Origin of the sequence: Psychrobacter sp. I-STPA10 (assembly GCF_021012795.1) — a bacterium.
Taxonomy (GTDB): domain Bacteria; phylum Pseudomonadota; class Gammaproteobacteria; order Pseudomonadales; family Moraxellaceae; genus Psychrobacter.
The window spans coordinates 32,830-58,797 of the sequence record NZ_VFYU01000017.1 but is presented as its reverse complement, the minus strand read 5'-3'; the positions used below and the strand labels follow the sequence as shown (position 1 = coordinate 58,797).

General features: G+C 38.1%; 22 protein-coding genes and 2 pseudogenes. 10 read left to right on the top strand and 14 right to left on the bottom strand.

Going from position 1 to position 25,968, the window contains the following annotated elements:
* Positions 1–77: 77 nt before the first annotated feature.
* Both phoB and dtd read right to left on the bottom strand, forming a co-directional pair.
* Complete coding sequence (gene phoB, locus FHK89_RS08630; RefSeq protein ID WP_230659078.1) at positions 78–779, bottom strand: phosphate regulon transcriptional regulator PhoB; 702 nt, start codon at positions 777–779, stop codon at positions 78–80.
* 133 nt (positions 780–912) lie between these two features.
* Positions 913–1,353, bottom strand: a complete 441-nt coding sequence (gene dtd, locus FHK89_RS08625; RefSeq protein WP_230659076.1) for a D-aminoacyl-tRNA deacylase — start codon at positions 1,351–1,353, stop codon at positions 913–915.
* A 143-nt stretch (positions 1,354–1,496) separates the two neighbouring features.
* On the opposite strand from dtd, the pseudogene FHK89_RS15010 reads away from it, so the two are divergent.
* From FHK89_RS15010 to asd, 7 genes and pseudogenes are all read left to right on the top strand, one after another.
* A pseudogene (locus FHK89_RS15010) lies at positions 1,497–1,898 on the top strand (transposase); the annotation flags it as partial.
* Positions 1,899–2,195 (top strand): annotated as a pseudogene (locus FHK89_RS15005) (CHAT domain-containing protein); the annotation flags it as partial.
* Between the two features lie 116 nt (positions 2,196–2,311).
* Positions 2,312–2,779 carry an RDD family protein gene (locus FHK89_RS08610; protein WP_230659074.1) on the top strand — a complete coding sequence of 156 codons (468 nt, stop codon included), beginning with the start codon at positions 2,312–2,314 and terminating at the stop codon, positions 2,777–2,779.
* 218 nt (positions 2,780–2,997) lie between these two features.
* Entirely contained in the window at positions 2,998–3,708 is a 711-nt protein-coding gene (locus FHK89_RS08605) for a hypothetical protein (RefSeq protein WP_230656373.1), read from the top strand.
* A 70-nt stretch (positions 3,709–3,778) separates the two neighbouring features.
* Positions 3,779–7,504 carry a CHAT domain-containing protein gene (locus tag FHK89_RS08600; protein ID WP_230656376.1) on the top strand — a complete coding sequence of 1,242 codons (3,726 nt, stop codon included), beginning with the start codon at positions 3,779–3,781 and terminating at the stop codon, positions 7,502–7,504.
* A 314-nt stretch (positions 7,505–7,818) separates the two neighbouring features.
* Positions 7,819–8,859 (top strand): IS982 family transposase, encoded by a 1,041-nt coding sequence (locus FHK89_RS08595; protein ID WP_268992947.1) that lies wholly within the window; start codon positions 7,819–7,821, stop codon positions 8,857–8,859.
* 121 nt (positions 8,860–8,980) lie between these two features.
* Positions 8,981–9,895, top strand: a complete 915-nt coding sequence (gene asd / locus FHK89_RS08585) for an archaetidylserine decarboxylase (RefSeq protein ID WP_230659072.1) — start codon at positions 8,981–8,983, stop codon at positions 9,893–9,895.
* Positions 9,896–9,918: 23 nt separating this feature from the next.
* On the opposite strand, the gene FHK89_RS08580 is transcribed toward asd, so the two are convergent.
* The 8 genes from FHK89_RS08580 to FHK89_RS08545 form a co-directional block, all read right to left on the bottom strand.
* Positions 9,919–10,260 carry a hypothetical protein gene (locus FHK89_RS08580; RefSeq protein ID WP_230659070.1) on the bottom strand — a complete coding sequence of 114 codons (342 nt, stop codon included), beginning with the start codon at positions 10,258–10,260 and terminating at the stop codon, positions 9,919–9,921.
* Positions 10,261–10,398: 138 nt separating this feature from the next.
* The gene (locus FHK89_RS08575) at positions 10,399–11,022 is read right to left on the bottom strand and encodes a DUF1287 domain-containing protein (protein WP_230659068.1); all 624 of its coding nucleotides are present in this window, start codon (positions 11,020–11,022) and stop codon (positions 10,399–10,401) included.
* A gap of 17 nt (positions 11,023–11,039) precedes the next feature.
* Positions 11,040–11,717, bottom strand: coding sequence for an HD domain-containing protein (locus tag FHK89_RS08570; protein WP_230659066.1), 678 nt, complete (start codon positions 11,715–11,717; stop codon positions 11,040–11,042).
* On the bottom strand, positions 11,718–12,293 hold the full coding sequence (locus FHK89_RS08565) for an isochorismatase family protein (protein ID WP_230659064.1): 576 nt from the start codon (positions 12,291–12,293) through the stop codon (positions 11,718–11,720).
* Between the two features lie 146 nt (positions 12,294–12,439).
* The gene (locus FHK89_RS08560; protein WP_230659062.1) at positions 12,440–12,832 is read right to left on the bottom strand and encodes a hypothetical protein; all 393 of its coding nucleotides are present in this window, start codon (positions 12,830–12,832) and stop codon (positions 12,440–12,442) included.
* A 231-nt stretch (positions 12,833–13,063) separates the two neighbouring features.
* Entirely contained in the window at positions 13,064–13,282 is a 219-nt protein-coding gene (locus tag FHK89_RS08555) for a YgdI/YgdR family lipoprotein (RefSeq protein WP_230659060.1), read from the bottom strand.
* A 390-nt stretch (positions 13,283–13,672) separates the two neighbouring features.
* Entirely contained in the window at positions 13,673–14,047 is a 375-nt protein-coding gene (locus tag FHK89_RS08550; protein ID WP_230659058.1) for a response regulator, read from the bottom strand.
* Positions 14,048–14,086: 39 nt separating this feature from the next.
* Positions 14,087–16,597: an ATP-binding protein gene (locus FHK89_RS08545; RefSeq protein ID WP_230659056.1), complete on the bottom strand. Its 2,511-nt coding sequence runs from the start codon at positions 16,595–16,597 to the stop codon at positions 14,087–14,089.
* 459 nt (positions 16,598–17,056) lie between these two features.
* On the opposite strand from FHK89_RS08545, the gene FHK89_RS08540 reads away from it, so the two are divergent.
* The gene (locus FHK89_RS08540; RefSeq protein ID WP_230659054.1) at positions 17,057–17,497 is read left to right on the top strand and encodes a leucine-rich repeat domain-containing protein; all 441 of its coding nucleotides are present in this window, start codon (positions 17,057–17,059) and stop codon (positions 17,495–17,497) included.
* Between the two features lie 101 nt (positions 17,498–17,598).
* Here FHK89_RS08540 and fadA read toward each other — a convergent pair whose 3' ends face one another.
* Positions 17,599–18,771 carry an acetyl-CoA C-acyltransferase FadA gene (fadA, locus tag FHK89_RS08535; protein WP_230659052.1) on the bottom strand — a complete coding sequence of 391 codons (1,173 nt, stop codon included), beginning with the start codon at positions 18,769–18,771 and terminating at the stop codon, positions 17,599–17,601.
* A gap of 45 nt (positions 18,772–18,816) precedes the next feature.
* A complete protein-coding gene (gene fadB, locus FHK89_RS08530) occupies positions 18,817–20,988 on the bottom strand; it encodes a fatty acid oxidation complex subunit alpha FadB (RefSeq protein ID WP_230659050.1) in 2,172 nt (723 codons plus the stop codon).
* A gap of 654 nt (positions 20,989–21,642) precedes the next feature.
* Between fadB and FHK89_RS08525 the strand changes: the two genes are divergently transcribed.
* Together FHK89_RS08525 and FHK89_RS08520 are read left to right on the top strand one after the other, a co-directional pair.
* Entirely contained in the window at positions 21,643–22,578 is a 936-nt protein-coding gene (locus tag FHK89_RS08525; protein WP_442966573.1) for a polyprenyl synthetase family protein, read from the top strand.
* A gap of 36 nt (positions 22,579–22,614) precedes the next feature.
* Positions 22,615–23,058: a diacylglycerol kinase gene (locus tag FHK89_RS08520; RefSeq protein WP_230659047.1), complete on the top strand. Its 444-nt coding sequence runs from the start codon at positions 22,615–22,617 to the stop codon at positions 23,056–23,058.
* 89 nt (positions 23,059–23,147) lie between these two features.
* On the opposite strand, the gene FHK89_RS08515 is transcribed toward FHK89_RS08520, so the two are convergent.
* Together FHK89_RS08515 and FHK89_RS08510 are read right to left on the bottom strand one after the other, a co-directional pair.
* Positions 23,148–23,987, bottom strand: coding sequence for a phosphodiester glycosidase family protein (locus FHK89_RS08515; RefSeq protein ID WP_230656382.1), 840 nt, complete (start codon positions 23,985–23,987; stop codon positions 23,148–23,150).
* A 228-nt stretch (positions 23,988–24,215) separates the two neighbouring features.
* A complete protein-coding gene (locus FHK89_RS08510) occupies positions 24,216–25,937 on the bottom strand; it encodes an FMN-binding glutamate synthase family protein (RefSeq protein ID WP_230656385.1) in 1,722 nt (573 codons plus the stop codon).
* Positions 25,938–25,968: the final 31 nt, after the last annotated feature.

The following is a 25,968-nucleotide window of genomic DNA, read 5'->3' as shown; positions in this document are numbered from 1 at the left end:
TGTCATTAATTAGAATTAGCCTATTTTAAAACAGTATTTATATACCAATCTATAGCCATCACAACCATAACAACATACTAGCCATTCACTTGCGTTGAAAAGCGATAACCTGTGCCACGTACTGTCTGAATAAAACCAGCATAACCATAAGGATCAAGCACCTTACGCAGTCGACGAATATGCACATCAATGGTACGGTCTTCTACATAGACATTACCACCCCATACTTGATCAAGCAGTTGCGTACGTGTATAAGCACGCTCAGGGTGGCTCATAAAAAATGCCAATAAACGGTATTCGGTCGGGCCAATATCTACCAAATTACCATCTGCTGAGACTCGCTGACTCACAGGATCTAGACTTAACCCCTCCGCCTCGATGGGTTTGTCTCCAGATAATACACTGCTACGTCTGAGTACGGCTTTGATACGTGATACCAGCTCACGAGTCGAAAATGGCTTGGTAATATAATCATCTGCACCCGCATCTAACCCTTGTACCTTATTGTCCTCTTCCCCTTTTGCAGTCAGCATGATGATGGGAATCTCAGAGAGTAATTCATCTTTTTTGAGGCGGCGACAAAAATCAATACCCGACTGACTTCCTGGTAACATCCAATCAAGCAAAATAATGGCGGGTCGATGGTCAACAACTTGCTGGTGTGCCTGCTGCACATCTTCTGCCTGCAAGCAATCAAATCCTGCCATCTCAAGGGTGGTAATAATCATCTCACGAATGGCTGGCTCATCTTCTACCACCAACACCACTTCATTATTCATAATACTTTTATCCTTTTAAATGAACGATTTATGACGGTTATATTACAACGTATCAATATGACAATGAGATGACAACCAGATGATAAACCCTCTTTTCTCATAAATTAAGCCATTTAAATAACTCAATCAATGACTACTCAACTTCCAATAAAAAATTTATCGGACCATCATTGATTGCCGACACTTGCATATTTGCACCAAATTCACCCGTTGCCACTTGCGTATACTGCGTCTTAGCGTATGTGACCAATTCGGCAAATAATGCCTCAGCTTCACTAGGCGACATGGCAGGGGCAAAGTCAGGTCGCCTTCCTTTACGAGTATTTGCCATCAACGTAAACTGCGATACCAATAACAAGCCGCCACCCACCTCTTGCACATTTTTATCAAGCTTATCCTCTGCATTAGCAAAAATACGATAGGTCAGTATTTTATCCACCAGTTTTTTGGCAGTCTCTAGGCTATCGTCATGCCCCAAACCAATATACGCCAAAATCCCATGTTCAATCTGTCCAATGGTTTTGCCATCAACACAAACGCTTGCCTGTGTTACTCGCTGAATCACTGCCCGCATAACTACCTCATTAAATTGATGATTAAAACATGATAAAATAACCCAATATAACCTGAATTCGGGATAAGCGAGGTATTAAAAAAGAAGTCCAAAATTGTTAAAGTTAGTTTACCAAGACAAACTTAACAAAAAGGACTTCTTACATGGATAACCTAACCGAACTATACTGCCATATTGACGACTTTTATCAACAATTCAAACCAGAATTTGAAAAGCAGCTTATCGAAAATGGCAGAAAGCGATTAAGAGCATGCAAGATAAGTGTACCAGAGATAATGACCATATTGGTACTGTTTCATCAACTACGTTATCGGCAATTTAAAGGCTTTTACTATCATCATATGCTTGGCATGATGAAAGAATACTTTCCTAATCTACCGAGCTATTCTCGCTTTATAGAACTGATACCTCGCAGCATAATGCCGCTATGTGTTTATCTTAAAAGCTTAATGGGACATTGCACTGGTATTAGTTTTATTGATGCTACTAAACTATCAGTCTGTCATAACAAACGAATCAAACGTCATAAAGTTTTTAAAGGTGTAGTACTCTCAGCCTGTGACACAGGTAAAGTTGACCCACAAGACAGTCAAAGCATCAGCGCCTTAGCTAAAGCTTTTATTCAAGCAGGTGCAAGCAACGTCATGATGAGCTTATGGTCAGTTAATGACCAGCAGACAGCACAGATGATGAAGTATTATTATCAAGCATTGTATAGTGACACTAAGATGAGTCAGGCAGAGGCATTAAGACAAGCTAAGCTTAAGATGATTACAGAGGCTCGATCAGGTAGTGATAAGCCTGTGTATTGGGCTGCTTTTGTGTTAAATGGCGCTGGATAGAGTTGTGTGGAGTAGGGGATATGACTATAGTGCTTTTGGACTGTATGAAAGGATCTTATATTTAGTAGCTATACTGAGTAGAAAGTGTCGATTGAAAACAATTAAAAGGATAAAAAATGTATTGTCAATCTTGTGATGAACAGTTACCTAAAACTGTAAAAGTATGCCCAAGTTGTGGTAGTCGAGACTTTTCTAGTAACACAAAGGTAAAGATGCCACCCAAGCAGAATATGGGTAATCCTCAGCCTTTACCAAATGTTAATACATCTGCTAGTGTCGTGAACTCTCATCCTCAGCCCTCTACAGGACAGACAATAGATAATGGAAAATATAAGTCACGGTTACCCATACGTTCAGCGGCGAGTATGAGCTATGCTGGTTTTTGGCGTCGATTTTTTGCTTATATTATGGGGTTATGGGTATTTGATATGAAGGGGCAGCGTCTGACAACCATGCATGCTTTAGGGCGTATAGTGGCAAAACTATTTTTCATACTTTTGTTTTTTGTTATGTTTTTTACCCAAAGAAAACAAACGGTGCATGACTTGATCGCAGGTACCGTTGTTTTATATTCACCAGAGTAATGGCTAAAAAAGTAGCTGACTATAAATATGGAAAAACTGTGAAATCGCACATACAGACCTTCGGTTTGTATTAATTACTATGTATATTAAATAGTAGGTAATAGTCTGTTACTTATACATAGAGGATCTTGGTTTATATAGAGTTATGATCGTTCCTTTATGATTGTAGTAAACGCTATTTTTTACAGTCAAGTTGTTGGTAAATAGGGAGATGAAATATGTATAGTGTTCGCAGTAAGGTAGTGTTAACTCATTCTTATCATAAACTTTGTTTTTTATTAATCCCTATTTTTGTGGTTATTCTAACTCTGACAGGTTGTGATCGCCATCGTGAAGCAAGAGAAGCCATGCAGTTGCAGATTAGTCAGCAGCAGCAGCAGTTAGATAGTTTAAATGAACATAAACAGCAGCTTGCACTTGAGGTGTCTCACTATGAGCTTAAAATCTCAGATCAACAACTGGCATTAATCAATTTACAGCAAGCCCAAGACGAGAAAGAGGCTAATCTATTAGCATATCTTGGTAGGCATAAGCTGGCAACGGCAGCTTTAGTATCTACAGGGAGTGCAGCAGTTATTATGGCAAGCGATGAAGTAAGAAATTTGGTTGATAATACGACTGGTCAAGGTAGCAGTAATGTGGCTGTTGGTGTAGGTATATTGGGTGTTGGTTATTGTTTTATTAACGCATCTGAGTGTGGAGAGGTAGCAGCAATGTATGCTGCATACAACACAGAAACTGAAAATATGGATGCTAGGAAGGTTGGTATTGAGAGTAGTATCATCCAGTTGCAGATGAGTAAAGATGAACTGATATTGCAGATGAATAATCTAGACCCTAGAATTAAAAAATTAGAAATAGATATCTCAGACTCAAAGCAGCAATTGGCAAATTTGCAGGACGACTCTTGGTTTGGAATTTCTATATAAATATGTAGTTTTCATAAAAATAATTATTCAAAGAAAGAAGGGTGTCATGAAGGTAGTACAAAGAAAGTCAATGAAATTAAATAAATTAGCTTTGTTAACAGCCATTTTTTTAGGTTCACATTCATTAGCGTGGGCAGAGGAAAGTGAAAGCTTAGGGACTACTGTTGATAGTGGTAGCGACGAGGCTATTGAAGAATCGACTCTATCAGCAGCCGAAAAATATTTACAGCCATCTGCAGACGATAAGGCAATCCAAGATGCTCAGACGGTTTTGCAGGATGCTGAATTGGCAATAGAAGAAGCAGAAAATGGTGAGGATTTATCAATTGATGACAATCTTAAATATGAGATTGAAGATTATATCACTAGCAAGCAATTTGCTAAGGCATTTGACTTACAGCAACAGCTCATTGAAACAGAGTCAAGCAAAGATAATAATGTTAGCAAAGATAGTTATTATAAGTTAAGAAGTATATATCATAGTATGTCAAAAGAATTGCAAGATAAGTATCGAGATAGTTTTGTAGAAATGATGACCCGAGCCTATGATGCATATCCAAATGATAGAGATTTCTCTAATAGTGTATGTTGGTATAATTTATTAGCTAATAACATGGATATAGCCACTAGTATTTGCAAAGCGGCTTACGAAAATGATTTGTTTAGTTCTGTAGCTACTATTAATTATGCGCATATACAATACTATCAAGGAAACAAGGAGGAATTTAATAGTTTATTATTACAAAGTATGGCCTTGTTAGATAATAAGGATGATTATAAAATCCTAAAAGAAGATTTTAACGTTTTGTCAAATATATACTCTGAAAGTGAAGCTAAGAAAATAAAGAAGGAGATGGATGAGAAGTGGGATAAAACTTGGAAGAATTACATTGTATTAACTGAGGAAGTACTAAAAAATAATTCAGATGAAAAATATGATAAATCTCTAGAAATACTAGAAAAGCAAAAAAAAATAGTTAAGGAAAATATTGATGAAAACTCAATTGCTTTTGTACAGTTATTAGATACGCAGTTATATTATTATGATAAGTTGAATATTTCAAATAATTATTTTTTAAGTACACTTGAAAAATCATACGATATTTTTAGAGAATTAGGATTATTGGATGCAGTTATAGGAAGGTACGCTAAAAGTATTTTAATAAATGAGTATTTAAAAAATAAAGATTATAAAAGTGCTTTAGGATTGCAAATTATAGATAAATCTGATGAATCATCTAAAGTAACTATTGAGAACAAAAAAAGTGTATTGCAGTTAAATAAATTAGCGATAGAAAAGTATCCAGAGCTTATATATCTTATATTAAATAATAAGTCAATGGATGATAAGGAGCGTCAATTTTGGTTTGATGTTATACTAAGTATGAGTACCGAAAGAATATACAGGCTTTATGATATCCTAAATACTGAAAAATATAAACTTCATTTATTAGATCTGAAATATGAATATATAATTGAAAAAGATAGTATGGGCAAAGTAATGGATAGTAAACTAGATGCTAAAGTTTGGGAGGAGATAAAGAAAAAAAATATTAAAGAACTAAGTGGATATAATCAATATAGCTGGATAAAAATTAATGAAAATCTAATAAAAGATTATAAAGGAACGGATAAAGTATTAGAATTGTTAATTGAGAATAATAGACTGATAGATGATGAGGTCTCGTCTTTAATAGAAAACATGAGTGTTGATATATTGAATACTTCCTTGGATGAGGATAATTCGACAGGTGACTATAACAATTTTTCTTTTTTATTAGAAATACTATCAAACAAGATGTATCTAGCTGATATGTATAATAGTATGGATAAACATGAAGAGGCTTTAGGGACAATTGATTCATATATTAAATTTTTAGATATATATAAAAACAGTGAGCAAGAATCAAAAAAAATATTATATATTTATGGTAACTATGTTTATGCCAAAGTATTATTGGCTAATAATGATAAAAAACAAGCTTTACAATATTTTAAAAAATCAATCGATGCTATTAACCAATTAAGAATAAAACCATTTGCACTAAGTATTGAAGAGCAATCTGATGAATTAATCCAAGTAGATCCTTATCAAATTTATTTAGAGTATATGCAGTTATTAGCTAAGTCAACACAGGTAGAAGATTTAGCGACCGTATTTGCGACCAGTGAGCAGTCACGAGCCAGACACTTACTGAACCAGTTGATCAAAGATAATGCCATAGATAATAGTGACATACCTAAAAATAAAGCACAAAAGTTAAAAGATTATAGTCAACAGATTACAGAGTTAGAAGCTAAGCTAGAAACAGCTAAGCCAGATGAGCAGCAGAATTTGCTAGATGAGTTGAAACAAGTAAATACTGAGTATAATCAGCTAGATGATGAGCTAAGGAAAAAGTATCCAAGATATGCGTCTTTGACTCAAATTAATACTCTAAACAAAGAGACTGCAGTACAAATATTACCTAGCCAGAGTGTGTTTTTATCCTATCTATATAATAATACTGGTGAGAGGCAAGCCATCAGTATGGCATTAACCAAGTCTGGCACATTAAATGTTAATATTCCAGATTTTGGCGAAGTCGAACGGCTTGCTGAAAGCTATCGTTGGTTACATGCACTGACTACTTCTCATCAGCTAAATATAAAAAATTCACCGCTACGTTTTTATCGTTATCAAGATCAAAATTATCTGACACAAGTCGCTACTATGCCTCAAGATGCGGTTGAGTTAAATCCAAATCATTATGATGCTTATCGTAAACTAATGCTCAAGCAGATTGGACAAAAGCTGAGCGAAATATTATTAGCACCTTATCAGCAACAAATAGGCAACGATAAGGATAAGAAAAAGCGATTAATCATTGCTCCTGATGGACTACTGGCAACTATCCCTTGGGATAATTTACCTTATAAAGAGGGTAAGCTTGCAGATTTTGTAGAAGTCACATTAATTCAAAGCTTGTCAGTATATAAGCTATTACAAGATAGACAGCACCAATATCAACAGCAAGGCAGCCGAGATAAGTCTGTATTGGTTGTGGGAGATGCCATCTACGATAAAACTGACAAAAATAGAAAGCAATGTGATTCGCAAAGTGTAAACGACAACAAAACTGAAATATTTTTTGCGATGGCTCAGCAGGAAGTATCAACCTATGACGGTAGCATACGTGCTGCTGAGGCTGCTTATCAAGATATGCGCAGAAATAAGCTGAGCAATTTAGCTTGTACACGTCCTGAAGTTCAGTATATTGCAGGACTGATGAAAGGGGATGCTATTTTGGGTGAGCAAGCAAGTGAATATACCATTAGAAATATGTCAAAGAATAATAAATTAGATACGTATCAACGTATTCATTTTGCAGCACATGGCTATTTAAACACAGCATACCCTAGCCAGTCAGCCATCATATTGACACAGACAGGTGATGGTAGAGATGAAGATGGTTATATTACTGCTGGTGAATGGCCAAAAATCAATCTGAAAAGTGACTTATTAGTAATGAGTGCTTGCGAGTCTGCGTTAGGTAAGGTAGTCAAAGGAGAAGGAATACAAGGATTACCCTATGCGCTGTATGTAGCAGGTAATAGAGATACATTACTGACGCTTTGGAAGGTAGATGATGCCGCAACTGCCCTATTTATGCAGATATTCTGGGATAAAATTTCTAAAGGAAAAACCCATTACCAAGCACTTGCTGAAACTAAGGATGAGTTTAGTAGTGGTGCTGTTGGTAATCGCTATACAGAGCCTTATTATTGGGCGGGTTTTGTATTATATGGCATATAGGGTAGGTGATAAGAGTTTATTATCTATATCTGTTAATCTATTATGAATTATATAATTCGCATGAATCCAGTATTTTAATTGATAGTCATGTCAAAAAACAGCATGGTTATTAGTTTTTAATGATAAATAAGCCTTAAAAGACCTCACTCTCAACTTCAGTCACTATACTAATTTTTCTAGACTTAAAGTTATTTAAACATCTTGGTATAAATTTTAACTCCAACCTGAATTCGGGATAAGCGAGGTATAAAAAAAGAAGTCCAAAATTGTTAAAGTTAGTTTACCAAGACAAGCCTAACAAAAGGACTTCTTACATGGACAACCTAACCGAACTATACTGCCATATTGACGACTTTTATCAACAATTCAAACCAGAATTTGAAAAGCAGCTTATCGAAAATGGCAGAAAGCGATTAAGAGCATGCAAAATAAGTGTACCAGAGATAATGACCATATTGGTACTGTTTCATCAACTACGTTATCGGCAATTTAAAGGTTTTTACTATCATCATATGCTTGGCATGATGAAAGAATACTTTCCTAATCTACCGAGCTATTCTCGCTTTATAGAACTGATACCTCGCAGCATAATGCCACTATGTGTTTATCTTAAAAGCTTAATGGGACATTGCACTGGTATTAGTTTTATTGATGCCACTAAACTATCAGTCTGTCATAACAAACGAATCAAACGACATAAAGTTTTTAAAGGCATTGCTGAACGAGGCAAGACAAGTATGGGTTGGTTTTATGGATTCAAGCTGCACGCTGTTATTAATCATCATGGTGAATTACTGGTCATTAGAGTAACACGAGGCAATATAGATGATAGAGTTCCACTTAAACAGGGCATGGCAGATGATTTGTTTGGCAAGCTATTTGGAGATAAAGGCTATGTTAGTCAGGAGCTTAAAGAAACACTCTTGGAAGATGATATAGACTTCATGACTAAGCTACGTAAAAACATGAAAAAGCAGACGCTTGACCCTTTTGATGAAGGTCTACTTAATCAACGTTCTTTGATTGAGACAGTATTTGATGAGTTGAAGAACTTGTGTCAGATTGAGCATTCTCGTCATCGTAGTGTGTCAGATATAGACTTCATGACTAAGCTACGTAAAAACATGAAAAAGCAGACGCTTGACCCTTTTGATGAAGGTCTACTTAATCAACGTTCTTTGATTGAGACGGTATTTGATGAGTTGAAGAACTTGTGTCAGATTGAGCATTCTCGTCATCGTAGTGTGTCTGGTTTTGCTGCCAATTTATTGGCAGGATTGGTTGCTTATTGTTGGTTTCCACTTAAACCATCATTGAAAAATGTATCTGCTTATAGACAAGTAGCAAAAACTTAATTATTTTCAGTTGGTTAGTAATTCCCTTATCCCGAATTCAGGTCAATATATTATTTTATCTCTCTATTTATTAACTTCATATTAATAATGACGCATCCACATCATCAAGATATTAACCATTATGAATAACATTGATAACAAACCCACCAAGAAACGTGGGAATAAAAAAGCACAACTATTTACCACCTCACAGTATATCGTACCACAGCAACTACTTAGTAAAGTAGTGGGTAAGGTGGCTGCCAGCAAAAACCCACTGGTAACAAAAGCGTTTGTGCATACCTTTGCCAAAGTATATGGCATCAAGATGAATGACTATGCTCGTCCAGATTTAGATGATTATGACAGCTTTAATGACTTTTTTACGCGTGAGTTAGCAGACAATGCGCGTCCGATTGACCAAACACCAAATGGTATCGTCTCGCCTGCTGATGGTATGGTGTCACAAATCGGTCGTATCAATCGTGAACAGATATTGCAAGCCAAAGGGCGTGAGTATGACATTGGACATCTACTTGCCTCAATCGAAGAAGGCAGATATTTTCAAAATGGCACGTTTGCCACCGTCTATCTAGCACCAAGCAACTACCACCGAGTGCATATGCCCTTTGATGGCACACTCATCAAAACCCGCTATCTTCCCGGTACATTATTTTCGGTTAATAACACCACTGCCGATAATGTGCTTGATTTATTTGCGCGCAATGAGCGCATGGTATGCTTATTTGATACCGAATTTGGCACTGCCGCTGTGGTCTTAGTTGGTGCAATGATTGTTGCTGGCATCGAAACGGTTGCTACAGGCAAAATGAAACGTAGTACAACTACCATACAAGAACAAACGCATCATATACCACTAAAAAAAGGCGATGAATTAGGAAGGTTTTATTTAGGCTCAACCGCCATTGTGATTTTGCCTGAGGCTGCCAATACACAGTGGCAAGTCGGTTTACAGCATGAATCTGTGATTAAAATGGGTGAGCTGATGGGGACTGCCAGTGTCTCTTCACAAAAAATGGCAGGTGCGAATATTTGAATCTCAGTACAAGAATAGAAAGCTTAATTCGTTATTGTTGGTATGATAAACACCCCACTATATAATGGGATTAATATCATCACAGCTTGCAATAACACAAATCCCATTAATAAAAAAAACCATGTCTTTTTTTTAGCCAGTACTGATAGCAGCAATAGCCCAATATCCAGTATTGGCAATAACCACAGCAGATGAGCAAATCGTTGTAAAATAAAATAACTCTGATGTGGCTTTGCGCCAAAAGAACGGTATAAATCAGAAAAGTATGGCAATACCCCAAGCGGCAAAGCAAGTGTTAATAGCAGCAAAAGCAGGACTTCAATGACACAAATGCTGGTTAATATAATAAGCGTTGATTTTTTCATAAGATTGAACTGGCAACAACTACTAAGTCGGCAGTGAGTATTGAGTGCTTGAATTTAAGATAAGATTATTTTAACCATGATGTTGATGATATGATTTTAATAGTATAGTTTTATTGGCATGGCTTCAATAGCTGAGTTTTAATACCGAAAATGCCCTGAGATAGGATAGGCAAATAAAATATCATTTTCCTGGGTCCCACGCCCAATATTATGAATAATCAGCGGTGTACCATTCATGGTTTTTTTATCAGAAACGATGCCAATGTGAGGTAAGTTACCATTGGGCAGTCGCCAAGTCACAATATCGCCTACTTTAAAGCTACTTTTATCTGTTAATGATAAACTCTGCCCACGATGGGCAAAAAATACCTCAAGATTGGGCACACGCCGATGGTCAATATTGCTATCTGTACCACTTAGCCCCCAAATTTTGGGATAAGCAGACCAGTTATTTTTCATGTCGTGATTGACCAATTGTTGCAAATCAATGTTTTGTAGGCGATAAGCACGAATAACCACATCGGTACAAACCCCTATATGCTGAGGCACGTCACCTCGTGGAAAATCTAGCTGACGATAAGCAGGGTCATAGCCCACCGTCACCCCGATTTGTTTTTTGGCATCATGTGCCAGTTTATTACCAGAACTGACCACACCTGCTTGAGCTACTGTAGCAATAACACTACTCAAAAACACCATCAGTCCGATAGCAATAAACCTATTTTTTAAGCGTTTTAAGCCTATTAAAATAGTGGTTATCATAAGTATGCCTTGCTCATTTACTCATCAATCAGCCAACCCATTTTAGTAGCGTGTTCAATCTGCACATATATCCAATGATGAATAATTGGAAACTCGTTGGCAATAAACGCATGTGCTGCCGCTACTTGCGAGCGGCTAACGCCCAAATCTTGCCACGTTCTGCCTTTTGTGTTGATATTAAGCAAAAATGGCAACAGCCTATCAACCACTTTAATCAGCTTCGCTTCACTGCTTGCTCCTGTTTCTTGCGCTTCCCATATCGCTACTAAATCGCTGATACCATGCCCCGCGTGATTTTGTAAACGCTGCATACCTTGACGCTCAGCAAGATGAGCCTCAGAACGCTGAGGTGCATACAAAAAGGTATCACCTGCATCTATTTCACCCAAATCATGTACCAATGCCATCTTCAATAAGCGTTCATGATTAAGTGGTAACTCAAAATAGGTAGCAATCGCCCAAGCTGCCATTGCTAAATGCCATGAATGCTCAGCAGAGTTCTCAAGCCGACTGCCACCCGTGATATAACTGCGCCGCTCAATGTGTTTAAGCGCATCAAGCTGTAGTAGAAACTGGGTGATGTCTTGCATGGTATCCATACTTTCTACCACATTTTCTGTGGTGCCTTCTACAGCAGTTTCACTAAAGCTTGCTACAGTATTATCAACATCACTATTCATTGAAATTGATGGCATCTATTTCACCAAATTACTGATGGTCTTAAATGCAGGGTCTTTTGAGCTACGACACAACTCAAACAATATCGCCTCAGTAGTGGTAATCACCGCACCTGCTCGGCGCATACGACGTATGGCTTGCCTGCGGTCATACGCATTACGTGAACCTGTAGCATCAGCGATAATAATGGGTTGCATGCCATTATCAAGCAAATCTAAAGCTGTTTGCATCACACAAACATGCGTCTCTACCCCAAATAACAACACGGCATTGCGATTTTGCTGTGCCAGATAGTTCCATGCTTCGTCATCATCGCAAACACTAAAGCTGACCTTTTCAAATTGCTGCCCTTTAGTATTACCTAATACCGCCATAATCTCAGGGACAGTCTCACCCAGTCCCTTTTTATATTGTTCATTGTGCATGATTGGTATATCTAATGCTTGTAGCCCTTGGAGTAAGGTAACTGTCTTTTGGATGATTTCTTGATGGCGATAGATATGCGGAGTGAGTTTTTCTTGTACATCAATCAGCATTGCCTGACAGTTATCACGCATGATGCGGTAGGTTTTATCGGTCGTAATCGTGGACATAGTTCTCTCCTTGTTTATGCGAAAGTTATCATTAAAATTGATTAGCGGTCACATTCATTCCATTGCGATATAATCCATATCTTACTGATAAATGGATAGACTTTTATTAAGACACAGTCTAACAGTTCCGTCAATCACCAGTTAAGTTAATCACAGCGTCCAGTCACCGTTAATTGCCGCTCAAACTGTCCTAAATGCCCATAACTGCCCACTTTACTAATTAACCCCTTGATACAAACCCTATCCATCTGATAATAATGACTATAAATACCACGTTGCTTTGCCAGCTCATCAATAATTGATTCTGGGTCATAGACATGATACTGCTGACCTTGCGGTGTCATTAAGCTAAAAACTTCTACTGTTTTATTCACTGCACCTTTGATTGTCTGTGGCTGTAATGTCTTTACATTATGCTCATCTGCTAATTTGGCTGAAATATTTTTAGCATTGGCAAGCAGTGCTACCCCTGTTCCAATTAGACTAATCAAAGCAACTTTTGCCACTGTTTTTGAGCGATTTTGGGTACGTGTGGACATGCTATTTTCCTTCTTCCACTATTTCTCATTTTATGTTTGTATTGACAGTAACTGTGTTAGTAAGTCTGAATGATTGCTAGTGATTATTAAATATTAAATACAAAAAACGCCTCTAACATTATGCCAGAAGCGTTTTAGTTACAAGTGATAATATGTGCTGTTATGGAAACTAAAAGTAGTCTGCCCTTACCTACTTGTTTTTAACTTTTATCACCAGCAGTTATCATCAATTTATAAACCAACTTCTTTTGACATCTCACCCATCTGCTGATTCACACACGCATCATTGGCGATTTTATGTGCAGCTTGTTCACTTTGACCATTGGCGATGGCAGCACGATATTTTTGTTGATACACAGGATTGTCTGATTGGCAAGGGTTACTGGTGGTGGCACAGCCCGCTAACAACATAAGCATGGCTGATGATAGGGTAATAGTTAAAAATTTCATAGTAAAAATTCCATTAATATTAATAAGTTACATTTTTTACCACCTTATTTATATACCCTTTACATAACCAATGCAATATCCTTTTGGTATAGAACTTACGCATTTTTCTAGATTATTAGCGATTGGTAATCATTACCTTTAATACTCTGAGCTGGCTGTACGTAATTCCAGAGGCTTCGTAAAAATTGCTCGCCGCTTTATAAAGCGAATATCATACTTTTGCATAAGCTTTATGTTATAAAGTTGCTCAATAAGTCTTCATAAAACTGTCATTATTAGGGGAAGGAGCTGGCTTTTAAGTCCTGCCGTCCTGCCCCTATTTTAAAGAAAGGATTGGGGATGGGTTATATTTTAATTGAGTCAATCAAGTTGAGAGTAGGATTCAAACCTTTAGCGTTTTAACTGATATTTAATCAATTTATTCAAAGCATTAACTAATTCCTCTTCACCAAAGGGCTTACACAAAAATCCACGTGCGCCATATTTAAGGGCTTTTAAAGCTGTTGCCTTATCGCTCAATGCGGAGACAACCAAAATACTAACCCCTGTCTCTTTAGCAATAATTTTTTGAATACATTCAAGACCATCCATATGCGGCATGGTCAAATCCATGGTAATTAAGTCAGGTTGATGCAGATCAAATTCTTTTAATGCTTCTACGCCATCGCCAGCAGTGGCAACAATTTCGATATTATCTTCTTTAAAGCTTCGTTCAATACGATTTCGCATGATGTTAGAATCGTCGACAATCATCAATTTATGCATATCTTTTCCTAATTTATTTGGTTTGTATAAGACACTAACTTAAACAAGGGGAATAACAATATTAAATTTGGTACTTTCACCTGTGCGACTCTCACAATTTAAAGTACCACCCAGTGCTGCCACTTGCGATTGGATAATATCCATTCCCATGCCCCTACCTGCATCCTCAGTAATATTTTCAGCAGTTGAGACACCGATTCCAAAGATAAGCTGTGTTACCTCATCTTGAGTTAACGTATGGGCACGCTCACTACTAATGACACCTGACTCAACAGATGAAGCAATGATTTTATCTGTTTGCAAACCCTGCCCATCATCATAACAACTAAATAAAACACAATTTTCAATCTCATCATGCATCAGATTAATTTGTATACTACCAATGGCTGGTTTACCCATTTCTTTTCTAATAGCAGCAGGTTCAATACCATGAACCACACTATTACGTAGCATCTGAATACAAATATCTTTAATTCCCATTTGTAAAGTTGCAGAAAGTTTACTATCCTCCCAATACTGACACTGTAACTGAACTTGTTTATTATAACGCTTGGCAATGTCTTGCACGAACTGAGCAAGCTGTAATGCCACTACTGAGTCAGATGTTACTTTGCTAACAAACATCGCTGTTTCATTTGTTTTACTATCAGAAACAACATCACACATTTCACTTTCTGACTCTAAATTTTCTAGCTGAGTTATTTCTATATTTTCAAGGCTTACATTTGCTGCATGTTCATCTTGAAGTGGCTCTGACTGTATTATTTCAGGTTTAGAAGTATTTAGTGCCTCTACTTCAACTTCACTCTGATTATTTTCAATAATCGCATTCGTAGATTCAAAATTCTTGGAACTAGCTTCTATACTTTGATCAGTTTTTTCATTTATCCCATCTATTTCATCATTATTTACTTCATCATTATTTACTTCATCATTATTTACTTCATCATTATTTACTTCATCATCGTTTACTTCATCATTACTATTAGAATCTATTATATGTATAATTTCCTCTTCTGTTGGATTTTCATCTAAATGATGAATGCTCGTATTTTCTAATGTTGATTTCTTACCATCATATAAATTCAGTTGTGTTGCCAGTTGTGATACAAATTTAGTCAACTCATATAAAGAATCAAAACTCACCGCCATTGCCAAAAAGTCATTACCCACCAAATCTGGTTTATTTATCAAGACTTTAACATGTTCTTCAGTTTCATGTGCCAAATCAACAAAAGGTAATAATCGTAAAAAAGATGCCTCACCTTTTATACTATGCATTTGTCGAAATATTTCTTGTGCCTTTTGCTGCATTTCGTATGTTTTTGCACCGGGTGTTTTTAAAATATTATTCACAATTTCCAAACGAATAAATGTATTGTCCAAAAAGGTCTGGAGCATTTCTTTATTTAATGACAATATATTGCTTAGCATTTCAATCTGACGGCTACTTTGTTGTTGCTCGTCAATCAAGCGTCTTTCTAGCTCTACCGCTTCAGAAACATCACTGACTCTGACCAATACCCTATCGATTTCTTCCTCTTTTACCACTCGATAAAAATCAAAATCTAAATAGCGTATAACTGGCATCCCATTATCATCATTACTTGCCACTTTTATGCGCTTTAAAGGGTTTAAATCCGTAATTAATTCTTCTACTACCCAAGGACTATAAAGTTGATCAATAAAGGTTTTGGTATTCTCTAAATCTTCTGCACTAATACTATCTTCTAATAGCTGAGTAAATTTTTTACCAGCAATATTTTCTTTTTGTAACATTCTTTTTAATTCAGTTGAATACTGGTCAGCAATAACCAAATCTTTATCTACTAAAAATAACCCTTCCTTGATGGTTATTAGAATATCTTGAATTTGTTGATTTGATGTTTGTAAATTTTCTTCAGAAATTAATAGTCTACGAACAAAATAAAAAATAAACCATAAAAAGTATAACGCCGCAAAAATCATATCAATAAACAAAATATATTTAGCAATTTCTGTCCAATATTGGTTATTTTCAAACCTATCTGCATAGATCTTATCAATGGTATCATAAATATTATCTTTATTTTCATAAGCATAATTTGCTAATGCTTGATTACTATTATAGTTGTTTCCATCAATCGTAGAATCAATATTATTTTGATATATTTGCCAAACTTGACGTAGTTCGCTTAATGCTTTCCGACTAGTCTCCGAATCAAGGGCAGAAACATCAATATAACCTTCATCTCCATAATTATATTCATAAGTCCCACCCTTATCCAGTCGCTCAATTAAAGTATTAATTTCTGCCTGCGCCTTTTGTGTCTGCTCAATAATCTGTGGTCGCTCATTGGGTTGTGCCAAACTCAGTTGTTGAATATCCAAAGCTAAGTTATAAAATTGGTCACTCATCTCACCAGCAGCATAAATGATGCCTGAGTTACGCTCTACGTGATAATTAACAATATAGTTACTCAGTAAAATACCTGAGATTAATAGTACAAAAGCCAATAAAGATAAAAACAACACTCTAAATCGAAATAGCTTGCTAAAAAATGACAACATAAAAAACTCACAATATTAAGAATGGTATTATTAAGAATAAAATATAAATATAAAAGAATTACTCACCCTACCATCCATAGTAAAGCGATGATGGTGAATATGTAACATGATAATACTAATAAAAAACTTTCATTATTTAATTATTTTTACTATCTATTTGCGACTAAATGACTTAAAAAAGCCACTAAAAACCATGTCTGCTATTGCTGACTTCCTTCCACACACTCCTCACATGAATCCTACATGGCAATCATGATTCATTCCATATCACTAAATGCCAATTATGACACATATATTACCATTCACTTACAATAATATAAATAAGACTAACACAAGAATTTATCCTTAAACCCTAACAAAGCAGTTAAAAATTAATTATTATTGAATATAATTCAAAATACATTTTTTATCGACAAAATGACTCAACGATAAATATGACATCAAATAGGAAAGATAAGTATGACTTTGGCTCATCATGATAACTGGACACAAAAAATCTTTGCGTGGGCAGATGAGTTTGAGATTCCAGAGAATGAAGTACCAAGAGATAAAGAAAAACTGCTGGCGATAACAGAATTAAATCTTAATCGCTATGATGAGAACAAAGCTCACCTGCCCAAAATTACCTATTTACCTAATGAAATTGGACAACTGACTAATTTAGAAAGGCTTAGTATTGGGAATAATCAACTAACCCAACTGTCTGAAAGTATTGGGCAACTCACTAAATTAACAGAGCTTAATATTCGTTATAATCAGCTCAGCACATTACCTGAAAGTATTTGTCATCTAAAAGAGTTAAGGCAACTTGATTTAACAGGCAATCCACTGACTGAGTTATCAAAACCTGTCAAAGATTTTTTACGTACCATACCTCGTGTTCATGGCTACAATAAATAAGAATCATAACAAATAAAAAAGACAGGTTACCATTAGCAACCTGCCTTTTTAACATCATTCAAAAGTTAACATTAATCAAAAACAGTTAAATAAATCGATGATTAGATACGCTCAATCACGGTTGCAATACCTTGACCCAGACCAATACACATGGTCGCAAGTCCAAACTGCGTACCTTTTTGCTCCATCGCATTGAGCAAAGTAACGGTAATACGAGCACCAGAACAGCCCAGTGGGTGACCAAGTGCGATTGCACCACCATTGACGTTGACGATGTCTTGCTTATCTAACAAGTTAAGCGACTTTAATACCGCCAAACTTTGTGCCGCAAAGGCTTCGTTTAGCTCAATAGTTTGCATGTCATCAAGGCTCATGCCTGCACGTTTTAGCGCTTTTTGGGTAGCAGGAACAGGACCATAACCCATGATGGCTGCATCACAACCTGCTACTGCCATACCACGAATACGTGCACGTGGTTTTAGCCCCAAATCTTGTGCTTTTTGTGCTGACATCACTAACATGGCAGACGCACCATCAGACAATGCCGATGAAGTCGCGGCAGTCACAGTACCACCTTTAGGGTCAAAAGCAGGACGTAATTTTTGCATAGATTCTAAAGTGGCGTCAGGGCGAATCACTTCATCAACGGTACAAAGCTGTAGATGTCCGTTTTCGTCATGACCTTCGATACCAATGATTTCGTTATCAAAGCGACCTTGCTGTGTCGCCTCCCAAGCACGACGATGTGACTCAAGACCAAACGCATCTTGCTGTTCACGAGTAATGCCGTTCATACGACCCAGCATCTCTGCGGTTAAGCCCATCATGTTTGAGGCTTTGGCATAGTGCTTTGAGGCTTCAGGGTTGATGTCGATACCATGCATCATACCGACGTGTCCCATATGCTCAACACCACCGATGATAAAGGTATCGCCTTGACCAGTCATAATTTGTGCTGCGGCAGTATGTAGAGCTTGCATAGATGAGCCGCACAGACGGTTGACTGTTTGCCCGCCCGCAGTTTTTGGAATATCAGCAAGTAAGCCGATGTTACGCCCGATGTTCATACCTTGCTCTAAGGTCTGATTGACACAGCCCCAAATCACATCTTCCACATCATTGGTATCAAAGTCATTACGCTCGACTAAAGCACGCACCAATTCGGCTGACATGCTATCGGCTCGCACGTTGCGAAACATACCATTTTTTGATTTACCCATTGCCGTACGTACGCCATCTACGATGACCACGTCTTTTGGACTTAAAGTTGTCATACTAAACTCCTTTCAATTTTTTTATATTTTGGTGTCATCGTTATACTAAGCGGTTTTTGACGCAGTGGGATAAAACTTCTCACCAGCGGCTGCCATGTCACGGATTTTTTGTGGTGCTTCATAGGCTTTGCCAAGATGAGCGTATTTTTCACACAATGCTAAGTAGTTATCCAAGCCCATTTGGTCGATGTAACGGCAAGGACCACCACGGAACGGTGGGAAACCAACGCCCATAATCATTGCCATATCAGCCTCAGCAGGGGTAGCGACGATGTTATCTTCTAGGCAACGCACGGTTTCGTTACAGAAAGCCAGCATCATACGGTCAATGATGGTTTGGTCATCAAACTCTTGGCTGCCATTATCTGTCACTGCTTTTAGTAGCTCATAGGTGGCATCGTCAGCGACTTTTTGTGGCTTACCACGTTTGTCTTTTTCGTATTTGTAGAAGCCGACGCCATTTTTCTGACCTAAGCGATTGTTTTCAAATAAGTGCTTAATCGCGCCTTTATAGTCAGGTTTCATACGGTCTGGGAAACCTTCTGCCATCACTTCGGCACCATGCACGCCAGTGTCTAAACCAACCACGTCAATCAAGTAAGCAGGACCCATTGGCCAGCCAAATTTTTCCATGACTTTATCAATGTGTACAAAGTCTGCTCCTTCTTTAAGCAGTAAATCAAATGCACCAAAGTAAGGGAACAACACACGGTTTACCAAAAATCCGGGACAGTCATTGACCACAACAGGCACTTTACCCATACGCTGTGCTAGGGCAACGGTAGTAGCAATCGCCTCTTCAGAAGACTTTTCACCACGAATAACTTCGACCAATGGCATACGGTGTACAGGGTTGAAAAAGTGCATACCGACAAAGTTTTCTGGACGCTCTAATACTTCGGCTAGATAAGTGATAGAAATGGTTGAAGTGTTTGAGGCTAGGATACAGTCGTCTTTAACCAAGCCTTCGACTTCTTTTAATACGTCATGTTTCACTTTTGGATTTTCGACCACCGCCTCGATAACGATATCAGTCTCACCAAAGTCACCATAATTTAGGGTTGGGCGGATACGGCTTAGAGTTTCGCCCATTTGTGCTGGGGTCATGCGGTCACGCTCAACCATTTTGCCAAGCAGTTTGCTTGCCTCACCCATACCCAAATCAAGCTGCTCAGCTTTGATGTCTTTCATGATGATGTGCAAGCCTTTGCTGGCGGCTTGATAAGCGATACCACCACCCATGATACCAGCGCCCAATACTGCCGCTTCATTGATGTCGTGAGCTTTGGCACTGTGCTGTTTTGCCAGTTTTTTCACTGCTTGGTCATTTAAGAAGATACCAACTAAGCTTTCTGCTTGTGGTGTCTTGGCGGCTTTGACAAAGTTATTGGCTTCTACTTCGATGGCTTTGTCACGTGGCAAATTCACGTGTTTTTCAATCGCTTCAATGGCTAAGGCAACAGCAGGATATTGTTTTGGATTGGCTTTGGCAAAAATCATGCCCTTAGCACTGTTAAATGCCATCGCTTGCTCAAGTTGGTTTAGCTTAACAGGGTTTAGTTTTTCTTCACGTTTGGCTTGCCAATCAAGCTCACCTGAGATGCACTTTTTGACCAAATCAATGGCAGCATTTTGTAAGTCATCAGCAGAAACCACCGCATCAACCAAGCCAAGTTTTAACGCATCGGCAGGTTTTTGTGGTTTACCAGTAGCGATTAGCTCTAGTGCATTGTCGATACCTAATAAGCGTGGTGTACGCACGCTACCACCAAAGCCGGGGAAAATACCAAGCTGAGTCTCAGGCAGACCAATTTGTGCTTTATCACTCATCACACGGTATTCACATACCAATGTCATCTCACAACCACCGCCTAAGGCAGCCCCATTAATGGCAGCAACTTTGGGGAATGGTAGGTCTTCAAAACGGTTAAATATTTGGTTAATTTCAAGTAGCCAAGATAGGATTTTTTCTTCTGGCTCTTCAAAAATACTTAAAAATTCGGTAATGTCAGCACCAGCGATAAACACGCTTTTGCCAGAAGTAACGACAAGACCTTTGACCTCATCCGCCTGCTCTAAGGCACTGACTGCCTCAGCAAACTGTTTATTGGTTTCAGCATCAAATTTATTGACGCTCTCATTTTCGGCATTAAACTGCATATTGGCAATGCCATCATCTAGCATTGATACCGAAATGCGATTACCTTGATAAATCATTCCTCTCTCCTCGTTTTTTCTGTGGTTGTTTGTGTTGTTATGATATTCATTCAGAACGCTACTTAGTGTAGGGGATTTGCCCCCTCACTGTCACAATGTAACGCCTGACTCACAAGTCATAAACTCTTGCACGACTATGAATTTTTCTTACAATTTTTTATCGTAAAAGTGATGAAAATGAAGTAGCATCTAGCTTTGTGTAATTTAGATTACCCTTACTTTAGACTAAAAAAATGACGAAATATAGTGAAATAAAAAATATTAATAAATTGTCACAAAGCTTTTATTTTCTAAATAAAGACAGTAATACTGATTTATTCAGCAGTTAAGACGTATTCACCTCAGTTATAATATAAAAACTTCATCTTATATAACAAAAGCACTCATACTCATTGAAACAGCTATTTAAAAAATTGAGCAAACAAGCGTTTCATAGAGATTGACACATAATAAATGCACAAAGCCATATATAATATGACAGCGACAATATAATATGTACTCAGCAGAAAATAGACTTTATCAAACATTCACCTTTAGCTTACCGTATCCTATATGTCATCTTTAACTTCCCAAACCACTCAGCCAAGCCACCCTACTCATCATACTGATGATACTCAATTCAGCTTTCAGCAAACGCCAAACTTTAATGTATTTATGCAAAACGTGCTGTCTGTTTTAGAAGATGATATTGCCGCTCTATTTGGCAATGAACAACAAAGCAGTTTATCAAATGTTACGTTTGTCACCTTACCTGAACCACTTAAAGCAGCCTGCCACTATGCCATGACAGGCAGTGGGAAACGGGTGCGCCCTTTATTAGTTGCTTGTGCTTTTAGTAGCGTTAATCCTCAGCAACCATTAAACCATGCTTGCCGCCGTGCCATGCTTGCTGTTGAGCTACTACATGCTTATTCACTTATTCATGATGATCTACCTTGTATGGATGACGATGATTTGCGCCGTGGACGTCCAACTTGTCATATTGCCTTCGATGAAGCAACTGCTCTACTAGCAGGTGATGTATTGCAGACATTAGCGTTTGAGGTGCTAACATCAGATATATTAGGCTTTAAGAGCATAGATGACAGCATTGCCATACAACTACTAAATACTTTTGCTCCTCGTGCTAGACGTATGGTGGCAGGACAAATGCTCGACTTAAATGCTGAGGGGCAGCAAATCAGTCAAGATGAATTAGAAGCCATCCACCGTGATAAAACAGGAGCTTTAATCGAAGCGGCAACCATGATGGGTGGTATCTGTGCTCATGCCAATAGCGAGCAAAGCACAGCACTACAGAGCTTTGCTACTCAAATTGGACTGGCATTTCAGGTACAAGATGATATTTTGGATGTGACTGCCAGCACTAACGACTTGGGCAAGCCTGCGGGCAGTGATGAAAAATTGGATAAATCTACCTATGTGAAATTGATGGGGATTGAGCCTGCCAAAGCCTATGCCAAACAGCTTTTTATTGAGGCAAAAGCTGATTTACTAGCACAATTTACTAATTCTAACTCTAATGACAATATAAGCGAAAATAATGCGTTGATTGAATTGGCAGAATGGCTATGGCAACGCAATAAATAACTAAATTAAGTAAATAAGCAAAAAAAGGCACACAGTATGCAAGACCCCAAACATTCTCGCCACGCCAAGTATACCCCCGATGCAGGGGAACAAGTTGCAGAAAGTTTTGCGGCTGAAGTCAAAGGTAAAGGTGGTGTTAGCCGTATTGTCAAAGCATTCGGCTATTCTCGTGATGGCTTTATGGCAGCCTACAAAAATGAAGCAGCTTTTCGGCAGGTACTATGGCTAAATTTAGGGCTATTTGTGGCACTGTTATTTATGCCGTTTGCTTTAGCGATTAAAATGATACTAGTGTTTGCCTCGTTTGTATCCTTGATTGTTGAGCTATTTAATACGGGGATTGAGGCAAGTATTGACCACACCTCCACCGAGCGTCACCCCTTAGCAAAAATTGGTAAAGATGTCGGTTCTGCCGCCCAGTTTTTGGCATTAACCCTATTATTTATTTTGTGGGTGATGGCATTAGCGTCAGCTTTTTGATGGTTGAGAGTGGAGTTTAAAAGATAAGATTATATCGTTTGATTTAGGTATTAATTAAAATTTTTTTAATTATTTTTTAAATTGGTATTTTACTCTGTCGCCACAACACCCACCATCACCCCCATATTTTTATCATCATGTTGTGATATCTCAGGGGCATAAAGGGCAGAGGCAATACCACCATCTAAGAATAAGGCATTAGGACAATGTAGCTTATCTTTAAACAGGCTGGCAAAATGATAAAAATTAACAGGCTCATCACTATTAACAAACTTAATATACCCATCATCACAAACACCAACACCATTACGGAATTTTTTTGATGTGCTTTCAAGGTTAAATTTAGGGTGAATATGACCGTCAATCACCAGCATCGGGCCGGATTGGGTAGCATACCAAGGTGTGGCTGTACCATCATCTAATAAAGTTTGCATTTGCTGACTTTCAGTAATGTGTACCTTGCCAGATTTATCCCACCACAGTACACCATTGGGTAATAAATGAAAGTTGCCACTGCCTTGTTTGAGATTAAGTGAGCGTATCTCCTTACCTTTGATAACTGTATAACCAATGGGGGCAAACTCAGTATTATACATACCAGCATTGGCAGCAAACTGTAATTTGTCTGTGGCAGGTAAGGTAGAAATTAGGTTAGCAAATTTATATAGTGGGGTGATGTCATGGTTACTATTATCATTATTTGGCTTCCAAAATAACTGTAATGACAGATGTTTATCATGCAGTAGTTTGTCTTGGCTGATTTGGCATAATGAATAAGTAAAAGGGACATTACCTCTATCACAATGGTTGTCATTACTATGATTATGATCATGACTATTGATGCTATCTTTGATACTTGTCACCCAGTCACTAGGATCTGAGTCATTACAGCCTCCAAGCCCACTGCTAAATAGGCAAATGAGCAACATAAATCCAAGCTGATGCGATCTTTTTATAGATGTCCGACTGAGCATCTTAAAAAAATGCTTGGGTGATTGTGTGACTGTAAGTGGTTGAGACAAAGTAACCTCAAAATCAGGGTAGAAAATAATGTAATTTAACTCATTGTAATATATCAATTGTAGTGATGACTATACCATCAATCACTTTATAACAGTAGGATGTGATAAATCAAAGTATTAAAAGTATCAAAAGTATTAATAGCTGACAGCGGTTGTATTTTTACCTTTATCTTTTGAGTGTTTGTTATAGGCAATGAGGGCATCATTATTGGCATCAAAGCTATTAGCATCTGCCATCACCCACATTTGGTTATAGATATCTGCTCGAGCATTGCCTTTAACTAATGCGCCTGCATCCATAAAATAAAAATACTTCGATAGTAGTTTGATTTGCCCATCTTGCATACGTCTGGCGATATGATAGGGTTTTAAATCAGCAGGGTGCTGAAGACCAGTTGCTCCCACAATAGATGCCAGCGACTTTAGGGTATTTTTGTGAAAGCTTGCCACACGATCTGCTTTACTGGGTACATCCAAAGCTTGCTGACGGTAAGGGTCTTGAGTAGCTACGCCAGTAGGACAAGTGTTGGTATGACAAGAACGAGACTGGATACAACCAACGGCAAACATAAATCCACGTGCACTGTTACACCAATCTGCCCCAAGAGAAAGCATGCGAGCGATATCAAAACCTGAGACAATTTTACCACTCACGCCCACTTTTATCTTCTCTCGAATGCCTGCACCCACCAAGGTATTATGTACTAATAAAAACCCATCAATTAATGGCATGCCTACACTGTCCATAAACTCAACTGGTGCTGCGCCTGTGCCACCTTCTGCACCATCAACGACGATAAAGTCAGGATAATTATCCGCCTCTAGCATTGCTTTAACAATTGCCATAAACTGCCATGGTTGTCCGATACATAGTTTAAAGCCCACAGGTTTGCCCCCTGATAGCTCCCGTAACTGTTGCCAAAACGCGACAAGCTCACGAGGAGTTGTAAAGGCACTATGACTGGCAGGAGATACACAGTCTTCTCCCATTGGAATACGCCGAGTATCTGCAATTTCAGGCGTGATTTTTTCGGCGGGTAATACCCCACCTTTGCCGGGTTTTGCCCCTTGTGACAGCTTGATTTCAATCATTTTTACTTGTGGCTCGTTGGCATGCTCAGCAAATAAGTGAGCATCAAATTCCCCTTTTTCATTGCGACAACCAAAATAGCCAGTACCCAGCTCCCAAATAAGGTCTCCACCAAATTTGCGGTGATATGGGCTAATTGCGCCTTCACCTGTATCATGGGTAAAACCGCCTATTTTTGCCCCATGATTTAAAGCCATAATGGCATTGGCAGATAAGCTACCAAAACTCATTGCAGAAATATTGAACACAGACAAAGAGTATGGCTGCTGGCAATGCTCATTACCCACCGTAATCCGAAAATCTGTGTCTTTGACTGGGTGGCTGGTTGCAGATTGTAAAAACCACTCTTTGCCTTTAACATATAAGTTATCTAATGTACCAAATGCATTGGTGTCACTGACATTTTTGGCACGTTGATAGACCAATGCGCGCTGCTGGCGAGAAAACGGCACTTGTTCTTTATCATCTTCTAAGAGATATTGGCGTATCTCAGGGCGATAATCTTCAAATAAATAGCGAATATGACCCGCAATGGGATAGTTTTTTAAGATGGCGTGCTTAGATTGCAGCACATCATAAATGCCTAATGCAACCGCCATGGCAGCAATGACAACCAGCCACCACCATGACAAGATAAGCCCAACAATGATGGCAATAATGGCAATCATCATCACTCCAAAGCGTAGTACCAAACCCACTAAATATTGATGGTTGTTACTTGGTGATTTATTTGGTGTGGGGTTTAAATGAGTACGAGACTTAGGCATGGATATGTCCTTTGGACTTTGGCGAGTGAGT